This window comes from Clostridium oceanicum (assembly GCF_039521385.1).
GTDB lineage: Bacteria > Bacillota > Clostridia > Clostridiales > Clostridiaceae > Clostridium_F > Clostridium_F oceanicum.
In genome coordinates this window covers 260,192-276,858 of sequence record NZ_BAAACG010000013.1, presented here as the reverse complement: position 1 = coordinate 276,858, position 16,667 = coordinate 260,192, and the positions used below count along the sequence as shown (strand labels likewise).

The window sequence follows — 16,667 nt, the reverse complement described above, 5'->3', positions numbered from 1 at the left end:
TGATTTTTATATGCCTTAAAGTTAATCTACAAAATTCTTAGGTAATTTTACATAGACTTTTGTTCCTACATTTAATTCACTTTCTATGTTAAATACACCATTATGCAGTTTTATTATTTCATCACATATAGAAAGTCCTATTCCACTTTTCGATTTTACAGTTTTACCTTTATAAAATTTTTCTTTAACTCTTGGTAAATCTTCTTCATTTATTCCTAATCCATTATCCTCTACAATTATAATAACATTTTCATCTTCTTCATAAACCTTTAAACTAACCATTCCATTTTCCTCTGTAAATCTAAATGCGTTATCTAATAAATTAATTAATACTTGCTTTATTCTATTTTTATCTACATATACACTTATTAAAGGACTTTCACATACTAGATTAAGATTAATTTTACTTCTTTCAGCGTAAGGATTCATTTGTGTATTTACTTCTTTTACAAGAGTATATAAATTTACATTTTCTCGCCTAAGTTGCATTTTATTTGAAATAAGCCTAGAAAAATCTAATAAATCCTCTACCATTTCTGTTAATCTTTCACTTTCATTTTCAATTATTTTAAGTCCATCTTTAAATATTAATTCATCATACTTTTTTTGAGAATTTAAAGTTATTGCCCAGCCTTTTATAGATGTAAGAGGTGTCCTTAATTCATGAGAAACAGATGATATAAATTCGTTTTTCATTTGTTCTTTTTTTACTATCTCATCTGCCATATAATTAAGTGTATCTGATAACTCACCAATTTCATCATCTACCGTCTTATTACTTCTTATTTTAAAATTTCCTGATGCCATTTTATTTGCTACATAATTTAATTCTTTTATTGGAACTATTATACTATCTGCTAAAAATACACTTAGTATTATAGATATTATTGTAACTATAACACCTATTAAAATAAATCCCATATATATTTGATATATTTGTTTATCTATAGCTCTTAGAGAAGTTATAAATCTTAAAACTCCTATTATTTTACCTCTTGATAAAAGAGGATAACTTACTATCATAACTTTATGATCATCATAATCTACCTCTTTTGTAAGAACTCCTTTTTTACCGTTCTTTGCCATGATAAAATCAGTAGTATATAACTGTTTAGAATGATACACTCCTATAGAATCCATTAGTATATTTCCTGATAAATCTACTACTTGAACTTGTGCAGAAGTTTGGGTCCAAAATGCATCTACATTATCTAAAATATTTTCTTTTAAAGATGCGTTAGAAAAATATTTATCATAAAATTCAGAAGACATCTTTATCTGGTTTGTCATTACTTCTTCTAAATTATTGTAATAATACTTTTTCGTAAATATTATTAGTAATAACTCTAGAATAACAACACTTATTATTATTATTATTATAAAATTACTAACTAATCTCTTTTTTATACTATTCATAATAACTCCTAATATAAATTATTTAGTTAAGGATTTTGCCATCTATATCCTGTGCCCCACACTGTTTTTATATATTGAGGTTTAGATGGACATTCTTCTATTTTTGATCTTAATCTTCTTATATTTACATCTACTATTTTTGAATCTCCTATAAAATCATATCCCCAAACTATATCTAAAAGCTCATCTCTACTAAAGGCTTTACCTGGATTTTGCATAAATATCTTCATAATCATATATTCTGTTGGGGTAATTTCTAATTCCAAGTCACCTTTGTATATCTTTTGAGAATAAGTATCTATTCTAAATTCTCCACCGTATATCAAATTAGTTGCTTCATTTTTTTCATCTTCTACTACTCTTCTAAGCAAAGCCTTTATTCTTAATGTAAGTTCTAAAGGATTAAAAGGTTTTATTATGTAATCATCTGCTCCATATTCTAATCCCATAATCTTATCCATATCTTGACTTTTAGCTGTAAGCATTATTATGCCTATTTTAGGAAACTCTTCTCTTAATATACTACATACTTTAAATCCATCAATCCCTGGAAGCATTACATCTAAAATTACTACATCTGGTTTCTCAAGTTTAGCTTTTTTAACCCCTTCTTCTCCTGAAGAAGCTTCTAAAACCATAAAATTATTCATTTTTAAATTTATTTTTATAAAACCTCTTATTGATTCTTCATCTTCAACTATAAGTATTTTATTTATTGTTTTATTTTCCATCTTATACCACTCCATGCCCTTAGTCATATTTAAATAAATAACTAGTTAATTTATTATTTATTTTTATATGGCCAATTTTTTAAATTAAACCTCAGTTATATTTGATTTCAAATAATATATAATTAATAATGTAGAAATAATCTTTCTATCAAATCTTTTACTTATTTATTTTTATATGTCTAAATTTAGTTGCATACTTTAAATTTATCATTAATTTGCCCTTTTTGTACAGGCTTTTTCTCCATTTTTTTTAATCTTAAGTATTATCCATGCCGTTTTTTGAGATTTATAATATATTCCCAATTTATTTTATAGTACTATTATAGTATTATTCTAATGACATTATTTTATTTTAAAAAACAGTCTATAATTCAATTTTACTACTTAACGAACATTCAAATAAAAAATAACTAAAGCTATCTCTGTTGACTTAAAAATACATAGAAGTATAATTATAAAATATAATAGCACATGCAATAATTAATAGATTCTAAAGGAGATTTTCATGAATACACAAATATGGTTAATAAGACATGGGGAAACCGAATGGAATGCCTATGGAAAATTTCAAGGATGTAAAGATATCCCTTTATCAAGTGAAGGTATACTTCAAGCTAAATTTCTAAAAAAAAGGTTTGATAAAAGTTTTGATTTAGTATATGTAAGCCCTTTAAAGAGAGCTATTGAAACTGCAAAAACTGTTTGTGAAAATACAGGTACAACTCCTATTATTTCAAATCAGTTAAGAGAAATAAATTTTGGTGAATGGGAAGGCTTAACTGTACCTCAAATAAAATCTCAATATACAAACCAATTTAAAATTTGGAAAACTGATGAAATAGCTGCCTCTCTTGTTGGGGGCGATTTAAGTTTAAAAAATGCAAGCATTAGATCTAAAAAAGAAATTATGAAAATTGCCAAAGAAAATAAAGGTAAAAAAATTATTATTGTAGCTCATGGTGGAATAATAAAAGCTGGACTAATTGGTATTTTTGATTGGAAAATGACTATGTACCATAAATTAGTTCTAGGAAATACTGCAATTTCAAAACTTTCTTTTGATGAAGATTTTAATCCTACACTTGTTTCATTTAATGATACAAACCATCTTCCTAAGGATTATAAAATAAAATCATATGTTTAAAAACAAAGTTACATATTAATAAAAAAACTATTATTTCCTTAGTAAAAATAAAAAGGTTATTAGAAAATGATACTCCATCATTTCTAATAACCTTTAATCTATCAATTTAGATAAATTATTAAAAAACATTTAGTTACTTTAAAAGAATTAATTAAATATATTTTTTATCCAATTTACAAATCCGCCTTCTTCTTTTTCTTTATTTTCTTTATTAGAAAAATCTTTCTTTTTATTTTCTACTTTAGGCTTCTTTATTTCATCTGTTTTTAAAACAAATTTAACTTCACCTTCCATATTATCTCCTACACCAGTGAAAGTTTCATAGTCTTTAGATAAATTTACAATTTCATCTTTAGTATCCATAATCTCTTCTACATCTGTTACTCCATCGGATACTTTACTGTCTAATTTATTTATACCTTCATCATTGAATTTCTTCATTCCATCTTTTAAATCAGAAGCTCCTTTAGAAAGCTGTCCAACGGCTGATGGTAATATACTAGTAGCATCATTTAATAGATTAGTTCCATTTGCTAACTGTGAAGCTCCACTATTAATCTGAGAATACTGCCTAGAAGCTTCAGTAGCACCTTTTGAAAGTTTTGATGCTCCTCCTCTAAGGTCTGGTGATTTTCCATCTAATTGACATAAACCATCAGATATTTGCTTAGAACCATCTACAGCACTTTTTAATTGAGAATTAAACTGTTTAGTTCCACCTACTAATTGTGGTATTTTTACTCCTAGTTCTTTAGATCCTGCTCCTAATTTTGTACTAGCTCCACCTAAATCTTTAGCCCCTTTAGATAAACCTTGACTTCCTTCTTTTATTTTCTTTAAACCTGGTTTTAATTGAGCTGCTCCTTGGCTTAATTTTCCTGCTCCTGCATCAAGCTCCCCTACCTTTTGAGGTAAATCTTTAGTCTTTTCTGCAAACTGATTAGCACCGCTTTGTAGTGTTTTTTGTCCTACTTGAAGTTTATTAATTCCTCCACTAACTCTATCAGCACCTTCTTTTATTCCATTTAATCCTCCTTCTAGTTCTTGAAGTTTAGCTAAAATCCTATCACTACCTTGTTTTCCTTCTATAGTCTTTTGTTTTAGTTGTTCAAAACCTCCACTTAACTTACCAAATATACCTTCTGCGCCTGTTATGTTTTGAAGTGGAGCTATAAGCTGTTGTAGTTTTTCTATATTATTTATTGTTTCTTGCATTCCTTGTGATTCTTGTTTTTTAGCCTCTTCTAGTTGCCTTAGAGAATCTATACTTTTTTGTAATCCTTGTGAAACCTGCTGACTTCCTCCTGTTAATTCTTCAGTTTTACTTACAATATCATCCATACTACTACTAATCTTTGCACTTGTATCTGTTATCTCTTTAGCTTTTGAATTAAACTGACTAATTCCTTCTTTTAACTGACTAGTTCCACCTACTAGTTCTCCTGTTTTAGTTGAAAGTGAACTTGTTCCATCAGCAAATTCTTTACTTTTTTTAGAAAAAGTATCCGCCCCTTTAGAATAACCATTTGCTCCTTTAGAATAATCATTTGCTCCACTTGAAGCCTTTAAAAAACCTTGACCTAATTCATTTGCTCCTGGGCCTGCTTTCTTTAATCCATCACTTAAAGTTACTGCACCTTTTTTAGCTACTCCTACACCTGCTGTATACTGCATTATTCCTGATTCCAAATTTTTACTTCCTGACTTCATTGGATTTAATGCTTTATTATTGAATAAAGATATTCCACTTGATAGTTCTCCCATTTTACTATTTAATAATGAAACATTGCTTACTAATTCTTTAGATTTTCCTGAGAATTCACTGCAACCAGAAGCTAACTTTTCACTTCCATCTACTAATTTTAAGCTATTGTCTTTTAACTCTTTTATTCCATCTTTTAATTCATCTATTGTATCAGATTTCTCTATTTTATCCATTTCCGGTAACTTAGGTGTTGCTGTTATCATTATTGGTGTTAATTCAAAATCTTTTGCATCTGCTGTTATTTCTATTTCGTCTTTTAAATCTAAATCTATTAAATCTTTACTTATATTTAAACTATCTTTTAACCCTGGGAGAGATGCAAAAGCTACCATTTGATTTTTACCGTCAGATATAAGTTCTCCGTCACTTACTTTTATATTTTTAAACTTATCTGTTGGAAGATCAACAACTCCTCCTACTGTAAATGGTGTATAAACAGTTTTATCTTTTCCTTTTACCTTTACAGTATGAGCATCTAAGTTTTTAAATTTTATTTTTATTTTTACATTTCCTGATTTACCTGCTAAATCTTTAGCTTTTATCTTTTTACCATCAAGTTCATATTCTATGTTAACATTTAAAGGTAATTTTTTATTTGTTTTACCTTGATAGTAAATATCACTTTTATCAGACTTCCAAGTTAGATTTTCTCCAGATATTTCTGGATGTTCTTCACCTTTTATATTTTTTATTTGTGTTAATGAAGATTTATCTTCTATTTTTACATTAGTTTTATCTGAATGTAACCAATCACTAACTATTTTTTCTTTTATAATTCCGTTAGAATCTAAAGTAACATATACTGCCTCATCTTTCTTTGCATTATCTTTATCTGCTGCATGTACAGCTAGCCCTGAATTTAACATTGCAGCTACAATAACTAAAGTAATAACTTTTTTTGACATACACTTACGATTCATAATCTAAACCCCCTACCATTATTTATAAATATATTTATATTTCTAGGCAGATGCCTTTTTTATTCCTTTCATCACAGGTTTATTTTTCCAATTCTTAGTCGTTTTAGCTATTATAGGTTCCATAACTAAAAGAATAGATGGTAATACAAATACTGTTACTACCATACTAATAAGAGCCCCTCGAGCCATTAGTATACATAAACTATCTATCAATGACATTTTTGATACAATAGCAACACCTACTGTAGCACTAAATAAAGTTAATGAACTTGTTACTATAGATCTTGCTGATTCTTTTATTGCAATTTTCATTGCTACTTTCTTGTTGTGTCCATTTCTAAGTTCTTCTCTAAATCTATTTGTTACCAATATAGTATAATCAACGGTTGCTCCTAATTGTATTGTCCCTATAACTATAGATGCAATAAATGGTATCACTGTACCTGTATAATGTGGTATACCCATATTTACAAATATAGCAAGTTCAATAGATGATACCAGAATAACTGGTATTGAAACTGACTTAAATAGGAAGAATATTATAGCAAATATAGCTAATATAGAAACATAGTTTACATTTTTAAAATCTTTATCAGCAACTTCTATTAAAGATTTTGTTAATGGACCTTCCCCTGTTATCATAGCTTTGCTATCATATTTTTTTACTATTTTATCTAAAGCATCTATCTGAGCATTTTCCTCATCTCTAGCTGCTTTATATTTTGAATTTACTAGTATTAAATTATATCCATCTTTTTTAAAGTTCTCCTTAACTTCATCTGGCATGAAGTTTTCAGGTATTCCCTCGCCTACAATATCATCATAAGAAATTACTTTTTCTACACCATCAACATCTTTCATCTGGCTTACCATATCTCTTACTTCATAAGGCTTAACTGAATCTTTCATTAAAACAAAGTGAGTAGTTGTCATATTATAATCTTGCTTTAACTTGTTTATTCCTACTATTGAATCCATATCCTTTGGAAGAGATTCATCTAAAGTATAATAAACATCTGTATTCATTTGACCATATATTGCTGGTATAAAAGCTACTAAAAATAGAACTATAAATAACTTATATTTAGTTGTAACTATTTCTGCTACTTTTCTAAATTGTGGTAATACTGATTTATGCATATGTCTGTGTATTGGCTTATCAAAATACAATAAAAATGCTGGTAATATAGTTACTGTAGATATAACTCCTAAAATTACACCTTTAGCCATTACTAAACCTATATCTTTTCCTAAAGTAAGTTGCATAGCACACAAAGCTAAAAAGCCTGCTATAGTAGTTAAAGAACTTCCTGCTATGGATGTTACTGTTTTTGATATAGCCTCTGACATTGCAAATTCTTTATCTTCATACTTTTCTTTTTCCTCTTCATATCTATGAAGTAAAAATATAGAATAATCCATTGTAACTCCAAGTTGCAGTACCGCTGCCAGCGCCTTTGTTATATAAGAAATTTGACCAAAGAATAAATTAGTTCCCATATTATAAACAATAGCAAAACCTATAGATATAAGGAATATGAATGGTACTATAGTTGATTCCATTGTAAGCATTAAAACTATAGTAGAAAGGACAACTGCTATAAGTACATAAAATGGTGTTTCTTTATCAGATAAATCCTTTGTATCCTTTATTATTGCAGACATACCACTTAAAAAACATTGTTTGTTTAAATGTTTTTTTATACCTGCTATAGCATTTTGAGTTGTTTCTGAAGCTGTTGGGCTACCAAATTTCACAAGTAACAATGTTGAATTATTGCTATAAAAAATATCCTTTATTTCATCTGGTAATATTTCTTTAGGTATACTTGTATCTACCAAATCATTAATCCACAATACTTTTTCTACACCATCAACTTTTGAAATCTTATCTTTAACTTTTACTACATCTTTTGATTCCATATTTTCTATAACTAACATTGATGTTGCTGCATCTGAAAAAGTATCATCTAAAACATCTTGACCTTTTACTGTCTCCAATTGTTTTGGTAAATAAGATAGTATGTCATAATTAATTTTTGTTTTAGCCATTCCATACAGAGAAGGAATTAATAAAGCTATGGCAATTATAAGCACTAGTACTCTTTTTTTAGCAATAAATTTACCAAATTTCTTCACCAGGGTCATCTCCTTATATTTTATTTTTATATCTTACGAATTTACCAATTCATATTTTTCTTTTGTTATTAATTTAATAGTTAATAAACGCCCTTAATGACTTTAAGTCATTTATATACAATTCCATTATATACCACAATGACTTAAAGTCAACATATAATTGTATATAATTTTAAAAATTTATAAATTATTCAAAATAACTAAATTTTCTAAAAATAAATCTATTAGTTATTACATAAGAAAAAGTCATTAGTTAATTGTTTTTATTAACTAATGACTTTTTATAAAATTTCACTATATTACATATTTAATTTTTCATAAACTTAACACTTATTAATGTAGTTAAATTTTTTATTATATATTTTTATAACTATAAATGAGCAAATAATTCCAAGTATTGCTCCTACCAAAACATCTGAAGGATAATGTACAAATAAATATAATCTAGAAAAAGCTATTAAAAAAGCTAATATAAATATTGGTATTCTTATTTTTTTTATGTAATACCCAAGTATTGTTGCAGATGCAAAGGCAGTTGAAGAGTGACCTGAAGGAAAAGAAAACTCACCAGGTTTTTTTATTAATAATTGAAAATTATTCATTAAAGTAAAGGGTCTAGGTCTTCTTACTATATTTTTTATAATTACAGTTCCAATTAGATGGGTAAAAATTAAAGCTATTAACATTAAAACTCCTACTTTTCTATACTTTTTCATAAATAAAAGTATTATAGCAATAACTATCCATATAATACCTACATTACCCAATTTAGTTATAATAGGTACAATGTTATCTAAAAAACTACTTCTTATATTATTTTGTATAAATTTAAGAATATCTAAATCTATATTTTGTATAAAACTCATGTTTTTCCTCATTTCTATAAAATTTTATATTAGGTACACTTGAATTAATAAGTATACATTATTTTAATTAATTGTACCATATTATAAAAAAAGTTAATAAAGATTTTTTTCATTTTAGTAACCTTTCTTTTAAAATTGAATAATATATAATTAGTATTATTAGGAGGAATTATTAATTATGTGTAATGATTCAAACTGCTCAAATAACATATGTGGATGTTATCCTAATTGCAATATGTGTCCATATTGTAATATGAATTCAATGTATAGAGGGCAAATCTATCCTCAAGGATATGTTTGGCCTTATGCTATGTATGGAGGTTATATTCCTATAGATAACTCTTGTTATGAAATGCCAAACAGTATGAACTTATGCCGTGGAATTGAAGAAAATAATCCTAGTGACGACATTGATGATTATTCTGATGACAACTTTGATGATTACGATGATAATGAAAATAATAACTATAATGAAGTCATCGACGAATATGAAGATACAGAAAATGACGACAACAACTATTATCAAGAAGAAGATTCTATAGATGATTATAGGCAACAAAATATGCAATATAGATGGTCTCCTTGGGAAACTATTCCTGGAACAATAACTTCAGGCTTAGGGGCCTCTACTTGGGGTTCTAACAGAATAGATATTTTTTCTAGAGGGATAAATAATGAATTAATTCATAATTGGTGGAACGGACGTAACTGGAGAAATTGGGAAAGCCTTGGCGGAAAATTAACTTCTTCTCCTAGTGCAGTAGCTTGGAGTCCTAATAGAATTGATGTTTTCGTACGTGGTGAAGATAATGCTATGTACCACAAATGGTGGGATGGTTCTAGGTGGAGTAATTGGGAAAGCCTTGGTGGATTTTTAACATCTAAACCAGCTGTAGCTTCTTGGGCTCCTAATAGACTAGATACTTTTGTTAGAGGTGGAGACAATAAACTTTATCATAAATGGTGGAACGGTTCTAGATGGAGCGATTGGGAAAACCTTGGTGGAAATTTAACTTCTGGCCCTGGTGCTGTTTCTTGGGGACCTAATAGAGTTGATGTTTTTGCTAGAGGATCTAATAATAATTTAATTCATAAATGGTGGAACGGTTCTAGATGGAGTAATTGGGAAAATCTTGGTGGATTTTTAACTTCTGACCCTGCTGCATCTTCAAGGGGAACTAATAGAATAGACGTTTTTGCTAGAGGAACTCAAAATAGATTAATATATAAATATTGGAACGGGAGAAGATGGAGTAGATGGTATAGATTAGGCGGACGTTTAACTTCTGAACCAGTATCTGTATCTCCAAATTCTAATAGAATAGATGTATTTGCTAAAAATAGAAGAAACAATACAATTCATAAAATATATTATTAAAACCAATTAAAATAAATATATTAATTACAAAAACTAAAATCAATTTTACTTTTAAACTATTTATTTGAATATAGATTAAATATCTTACTTTAATATATAAATAAAAACATATATGATATAAAAGACATGTAAAAATAACTGTCTTTATACTCATATATGTTTTCTTATTATATAAGAAATTGTTATACTATGTAATCTACTACTTTTCTATCTTGTACTACTTTTTTTACATACTTAACTATTTCAAGATGAAGAGGATTAACCTGATATTTATCTAAATCCTCTTGACATTCGAATTCAGAATAAAGGGATAAATCATATGCTGCATCTGATGAATTAATATTTATGCCCATTTCTAATCCTTTTAGTTCTTCTACTTTTCCTTTTAAACTTTCTAATCTTTTTTTAATTATTTCTGCATTTTCTTTTTTAGTTTTTCCTTCTGCAGTATCTTTTAGTTTCCACATAACTATGTGTTTAATCATGTTAATTCCCCCTAATGTTTCTTATTTATTTTACTTGTAAGTATCCTTACAAATTTCATCTTTAATTATTATCTAATTTTACCTAACTTCATTATAAAATTCTATAAGTTTAGGAAAATGAACTGTAACTTCTGTATATTCATTTAAAACTGATTTTAATGTTATATTGTGACCTAACTTCTTAGATAGTTTTTTAGCTAAATAAAGACCTAGTCCTGTAGATTTATAATTTTCTCTACCATTATATCCTGTAAATCCTTTTTCAAATACTCTATCTATATCTTCTTTTCTTATACCAGCACCATTATCTTTTATTATAAGTTTTGATTCCTTAGAATTTTTCTCTGCCTTTATAAGTATTTCTCCTTCTGAATCTGTATATTTTAAAGCATTAGATAAAATTTGATCTACTATGTAAAGTAACCACTTCTTATCACTAGAAACGTATATATCTAAGTTATCCATTTTCATATTTATCCTTTTATTTATGAAAATTTTAGCATGCTTTTTAATACTAGTTTTTATAACTTCCTCTAATTTAAATTCAGTTACAAAATAATCTTTAGAAAAAGAACCTGCTCTTGAATAATATAACGCCTGTTCTACAAATTCGTCTATCTTATCTATCTCATTTTCTATTTTATCTACTACATAATCAACAGATTTACCAATACTATTATCTAATATTAATCTACTTGCAGCTATAGGTGTTTTTATTTCATGTACCCAAGATAAAGTAAACTCTTTGTTTTCTTTTTTATCTTTATACATTTTATTTATCTTATCTTTCTCTATTTTATGGAGTATTTTTATAAGTTCTATATATACTTCTTCATCATAATTAGTAGGGTTAGGTAATGCTTCTACTATAGAATATTCATCTAAATTTTCTATTTTTCCCTTTAAAATATCCTGAGCAAACTCATAATGATTTTTCTTTTTAATAAAGCCTATTAATAAATACAATATAAAAAATACTATTCCAACAATGTTTATATATATTATATTACTTATATGAACTTTAATAGTGCCATCTAAATATATTATAAAAGACATAAAAGTCATTAATAAAAAGTAAAAAACTATATAAGAACTTTTGTCTTTTAAATATTTTTTTAAACTCATGATATTATATATCCTTTTCCTTTCTTAGTTTTTATAAAATCTTTTTTGCCTATTCCTTCTATTTTTCTTCTAAGTCTAGTTATATTTACAGTTAAGGTATTATCATCAACAAAACTTTCATTTTCCCATAAATTTCTCATTATCTTTTCTCTACTAACTACATTTCCGTTGTTTTTCATCAAAACATAAAGTATTTTAAATTCATTTTTTGTAAGATCAATGCTTTCTTCATTATACATTAATCTATCTTCTTTTAAATCTAGTATTACACCATCATATTCTATGACATTAGATTCTATGTTTGTATAAGAATAAACCCTTCTTAAAGTTGCGTTTATCTTTGCCATAAGAACATCTATATAAAAAGGCTTTTGAACATAATCGTCTGCTCCCATGTTCATAGCCATTATAATATCCATCTTTGTATCTCTTGAAGATATAAAAATTATTGGAACTTTTGATATTTCTCTTATTTTGTTGCACCAATAAAAGCCATCAAAAGCAGGAAGATTTATATCCATTAAAACTAAATGTGGTTTTGTCTTTATAAATGTATCTAGAACTTCAGAATAATTTTCAATCTTTTCTCCTTCAAAACCCCATTTATCTATATTTTCTAATATAACATCTCTTATAACACTATCATCTTCTACAACAAGTATTTTAAACATATGTTATCTCTCCTCTTCAATTATATGATTAGTATTGGCTAAATTTTATATTTGTATAGATTAATACCAATAACAATCAATATATTTACATTAAATTTTTATAATAGCTTTAAAATACACTATTTAAGTTATTTCTAGTATCAAACTCAAAATATAAAAGTTTAAAATATAACTAATATTTATTTAATAAATATTAAACCTTACTATATATTATATATAACAAAATTATATATTTCTATAATACTAACTTTCTTTAATCTTAAATTTCTATTTATTTCTAAAATTTTCTACTATATCTACTTAAAAAAATATAATATTATTTATTTTAATATTAATAGGGCTAGCATTTTAAAATAAAATACTAGCCTTACTAGAAATACTCTATTAAGTTTTATATTATAATTGGTTCATTATATATTAACTATTTTATATTAAAATCTGTTTATTAAATCAACAACTACAGACTTTGCTTTCCTCATTACTGTATCTTAACGCTTTATTCTTAATGTTTTCCCTATAATCAAATTTAATCAATTTATATATCATATCTTTTATCATAAGTTCTGTAATATTAAATTTTTTAGCAAACTTACATACAAAACAACTATATATATATGCTATTTCTTTTAAGAGTTTTAATAACACTTGTTTTTATCCTCCATATTTATCTTTAAATTTCTTTCTATAGATGACCATGCTCTCTTAGAATAAACAACTTCTTTGTTATGTATCTTAGCTTGCTGTTTTACAGTCTGAACAACTTTATGACCTATAAAATCAGTCAAAACTAAAACTAAATCTATATTGCAAGGCACGTGAATCTGTCTATCTTTAGTTCTTCTGCCTGTTACATGCTTTATCTGATCAAATCCTATTTGCTTTAAGTTACACTTTATTGTGCCGATTTTATCTCCTCCAACTACTAATACACTCACTTAATCACCTCACTTAATTGATATTGATTTTCATTTACAATTATATAGCTATTTTATGCTACAGTCAATAGATTTATGCCTTTATAAATATTAAATTTAAACCAATTTTATCTCTTAAAGCTTGAATCTTCCCTATAATAATCTATTATAAAAAAATTTATAATTTACTTAATAAAAGAAGCTATCAGAAAATTACTTTCTGATAGCTTCTTTTGTATATACTTTATATTAAATTACTTTTTTGTTTTTTTAGATACTTTTTTATTTCCAGTAAAAGCATTAATGTACATTTGTTTAATTTCACTTATTAATGGATATCTTGGATTTGCTCCTGTACATTGATCATCAAATGCTTGCTCTGACATAACATCTAATGTTTCGTAGAAGTCACCTTCTGTTACTCCTGCTTCTTCTATAGTTTTTGGTATATTAACTTTAGCTTTTAATTCATCTATAGCTTTCATTAAAAGTTTTATTTTTTCATCATCGTCTTTTCCACCTAAATTTAAATAATCTGCAATTTTAGCATATCTACACTTAGCACTTGGGTATTTATATTGTGGAAAAGCGGCTTGTTTTGTAGGATTTTCTACTGAATTAAATTTAATTGTTTCATTTATTAATAATGCATTAGCTATACCATGTGGTACATGATGTGTTGACCCTAATTTATGAGCCATTGAGTGACATACTCCTAAGAAAGCATTAGCAAATGCCATTCCTGCTATTGTAGATGCATTTCCCATTTTTTCTCTAGCTTCTACATCAGTATTTCCATTGTTATATGCCTTTGGTAAATATTCAAATATAAGTTTAATAGCTTCTAATGCTAATCCATTTGTATAGTTTGAAGCCATTACAGATACGTATGCTTCTATTGCATGTGTTAGTGCATCAATCCCTGAAGCTGCTGTTAATCCTTTTGGCATATTCATCATTAAATCTGCGTCAACTATAGCTATATCTGGAGTTAATTCATAATCTGCAAGAGGATATTTTATTCCTGTTTTTTCATCTGTTATAACCGCAAATGGTGTTACTTCTGATCCTGTTCCTGCAGAAGTTGCTACGCATACCATTGTTGCTTTGTCGCCCATATGTGGGAATTCATAAACTCTTTTTCTTATATCCATAAATCTCATAGCTAAATCTTCAAATTCTATTTCTGGATGCTCATATAATACCCACATAATTTTAGCAGCATCCATAGCAGATCCTCCACCTAGAGCAATTATAGCATCTGGTTTATAATTTTTCATTTCTTCTGCTCCAGCTTTAGCTACTTTTAAAGTTGGATCTGGCTCAACATCTGAGAATATTTTATAAGAAACTCCTATTTCATCTAATACTTTAGTTATTTTATCTACATATCCTAATTCATGTAAAACTCTATCTGTAACAATAAATGCCTTTTTCTTGTCTTTTAAATCTTTTAAGGCTATTGGAAGACATCCATATTTAAAATAAACTTTTTCTGGAACTCTAAACCAAAGCATGTTTTCTCTCCTCTCAGCTACATTTTTAATGTTTAATAAATGTTTAGGGCCTACATTTTCTGAAACAGAATTTCCTCCCCATGTTCCACAGCCAAGAGTTAGTGATGGAGCTAACATAAAGTTATATATATCTCCAATAGCACCTTGAGAAGATGGCATATTTACAATTGTTCTACCAGTTTTCATTGTAGCTCCAAATTTAGCTATTTTTTCTTTTGCTTTTATTCTATCTGCATATAAAGAAGATGTATGACCAAAACCGCCTAATTCTACAAGTCTACAAGCTTTTTTAAGTCCTTCTTCAAAACTTTTTATTTTATACATTGCAAGTACTGGTGATAATTTTTCATGTGAGAATGGTTCTTCAAGTTCTACAGATTCTACTTCTCCTATAATAACTTTAGTCTCTTTTGGAACTTTAACTCCTGCCATTTCTGCTATTTTATAAGCTGGCTGACCTACTATCTTAGCATTTATATTTCCATTCACAAGAATTACTTTAGCTACTTTTTCTCTTTCTTCTTTATTTAAAAGATATGCACCTCTAGCTAAAAGTTCTTTTCTAACTTCATCATATATTTTATCTGATACAAGTAAAGATTGCTCTGATGCACATACAACTCCATTATCAAATGTTTTTGACATTAATATTGAACTAACTGCCATTTTAACATTACATGTTTCATCTAATATAGCTGGAGTATTTCCTGCTCCAACTCCTATAGCAGGCTTTCCTGAAGAATAAGCTGCTTTAACCATTCCAGGACCACCAGTTGCAAGTATTGTATCTGCTTCACTCATTATTGCTTTTGAAAGCTCAAGTGTAGGTTCATCTATCCATCCTATTATATCTTTTGGAGCACCGGCTTCAACTGCAGCTTCTAAAACTATTTTAGCAGCTTCAACTGTAGATTTTTTTGCTCTTGGATGAGGTGAAAATATAATTCCGTTTCTAGTTTTTAAAGATAATAGTGATTTATATATAGCAGTTGAAGTTGGATTTGTTGTAGGAACGATAGCTCCAATAACTCCTATAGGCTCTGCTACTTTTGTTAATCCAAAAGCTTCATCTTTATCTATAACTCCACATGTTTTTTCATCTTTATATTTGTTATAAATATATTCTGAAGCAAAGTGATTTTTTATAACCTTGTCCTCTACTATTCCCATTCCAGTTTCTTCTACAGCCATTTTAGAAAGTCTTATTCTAGCTTTATTAGCAGCCATTGCTGCATGTCTAAATATCTTGTCTACCTGTTCTTGAGTATAAGTAGAATATTCCTTTTGAGCTTTTCTTACTTGGTCAAACTTCTTCATTAGTTCTTCCATATTTGTCACCTTCATAAACCACACCTCTTATTATATTATTTTAATTTTTATAAATTTCTTTTTAAGTATCTTTTTTATTTTTCTCATATATTAATCATTTATACTTGTTATATTTTTAACAATTTCTATATTACAGTACTATATGCCTCAAGTCAATATATCTTTGTTAATTTTTTATCATTTTAAAGATATATTTCTATATTATATTCGGTAAACGTTTAGTTTTTATAATAATTTTAAATTATAATCAAAAATAAGCTTAAAAAG

General features: G+C 27.2%; 13 protein-coding genes. 2 read left to right on the top strand and 11 right to left on the bottom strand.

Annotated elements, in window-relative coordinates; genetic code table 11:
* Positions 1-21 precede the first annotated feature (21 nt).
* Entirely contained in the window at positions 22-1,416 is a 1,395-nt protein-coding gene (locus ABDZ71_RS15220) for a sensor histidine kinase (RefSeq protein WP_343762872.1), read from the bottom strand.
* Between the two features lie 26 nt (positions 1,417-1,442).
* A complete protein-coding gene (locus ABDZ71_RS15215) occupies positions 1,443-2,132 on the bottom strand; it encodes a response regulator transcription factor (RefSeq protein WP_343763025.1) in 690 nt (229 codons plus the stop codon).
* A 520-nt stretch (positions 2,133-2,652) separates the two neighbouring features.
* On the opposite strand from ABDZ71_RS15215, the gene ABDZ71_RS15210 reads away from it, so the two are divergent.
* On the top strand, positions 2,653-3,291 hold the full coding sequence (locus ABDZ71_RS15210) for a histidine phosphatase family protein (RefSeq protein WP_343762870.1): 639 nt from the start codon (positions 2,653-2,655) through the stop codon (positions 3,289-3,291).
* Between the two features lie 147 nt (positions 3,292-3,438).
* Here ABDZ71_RS15210 and ABDZ71_RS15205 read toward each other — a convergent pair whose 3' ends face one another.
* The 3 genes from ABDZ71_RS15205 to ABDZ71_RS15195 all read right to left on the bottom strand — a co-directional run bounded on the left by ABDZ71_RS15205 (position 3,439) and on the right by ABDZ71_RS15195 (position 8,981).
* A complete protein-coding gene (locus ABDZ71_RS15205; protein ID WP_343762869.1) occupies positions 3,439-5,976 on the bottom strand; it encodes a hypothetical protein in 2,538 nt (845 codons plus the stop codon).
* A gap of 42 nt (positions 5,977-6,018) precedes the next feature.
* Complete coding sequence (locus tag ABDZ71_RS15200) at positions 6,019-8,115, bottom strand: efflux RND transporter permease subunit (RefSeq protein WP_425544720.1); 2,097 nt, start codon at positions 8,113-8,115, stop codon at positions 6,019-6,021.
* A gap of 323 nt (positions 8,116-8,438) precedes the next feature.
* Complete coding sequence (locus ABDZ71_RS15195; protein WP_343762865.1) at positions 8,439-8,981, bottom strand: phosphatase PAP2 family protein; 543 nt, start codon at positions 8,979-8,981, stop codon at positions 8,439-8,441.
* Positions 8,982-9,159: 178 nt separating this feature from the next.
* Between ABDZ71_RS15195 and ABDZ71_RS15190 the strand changes: the two genes are divergently transcribed.
* Entirely contained in the window at positions 9,160-10,359 is a 1,200-nt protein-coding gene (locus ABDZ71_RS15190; protein WP_343762863.1) for a PLL family lectin, read from the top strand.
* Between the two features lie 182 nt (positions 10,360-10,541).
* Here the strand turns inward: ABDZ71_RS15190 and ABDZ71_RS15185 are convergent, their stop codons facing one another.
* The 6 genes from ABDZ71_RS15185 to adhE form a co-directional block, all read right to left on the bottom strand.
* Positions 10,542-10,844 carry a Dabb family protein gene (locus ABDZ71_RS15185; RefSeq protein WP_343762862.1) on the bottom strand — a complete coding sequence of 101 codons (303 nt, stop codon included), beginning with the start codon at positions 10,842-10,844 and terminating at the stop codon, positions 10,542-10,544.
* Between the two features lie 78 nt (positions 10,845-10,922).
* Positions 10,923-11,969 (bottom strand): sensor histidine kinase, encoded by a 1,047-nt coding sequence (locus ABDZ71_RS15180; protein ID WP_343762860.1) that lies wholly within the window; start codon positions 11,967-11,969, stop codon positions 10,923-10,925.
* The gene (locus ABDZ71_RS15175; RefSeq protein WP_343762859.1) at positions 11,966-12,640 is read right to left on the bottom strand and encodes a response regulator transcription factor; all 675 of its coding nucleotides are present in this window, start codon (positions 12,638-12,640) and stop codon (positions 11,966-11,968) included. The genes ABDZ71_RS15180 and ABDZ71_RS15175 overlap by 4 nt, the downstream gene beginning before the upstream one ends.
* 450 nt (positions 12,641-13,090) lie before the next feature.
* A complete protein-coding gene (locus ABDZ71_RS15170; protein WP_343762858.1) occupies positions 13,091-13,285 on the bottom strand; it encodes a hypothetical protein in 195 nt (64 codons plus the stop codon).
* Positions 13,276-13,575 carry a DUF2325 domain-containing protein gene (locus tag ABDZ71_RS15165; protein WP_343762855.1) on the bottom strand — a complete coding sequence of 100 codons (300 nt, stop codon included), beginning with the start codon at positions 13,573-13,575 and terminating at the stop codon, positions 13,276-13,278. The genes ABDZ71_RS15170 and ABDZ71_RS15165 overlap by 10 nt, the downstream gene beginning before the upstream one ends.
* Before the next feature lie 233 nt (positions 13,576-13,808).
* Positions 13,809-16,415, bottom strand: a complete 2,607-nt coding sequence (gene adhE, locus ABDZ71_RS15160; protein ID WP_343762853.1) for a bifunctional acetaldehyde-CoA/alcohol dehydrogenase — start codon at positions 16,413-16,415, stop codon at positions 13,809-13,811.
* Positions 16,416-16,667: the final 252 nt, after the last annotated feature.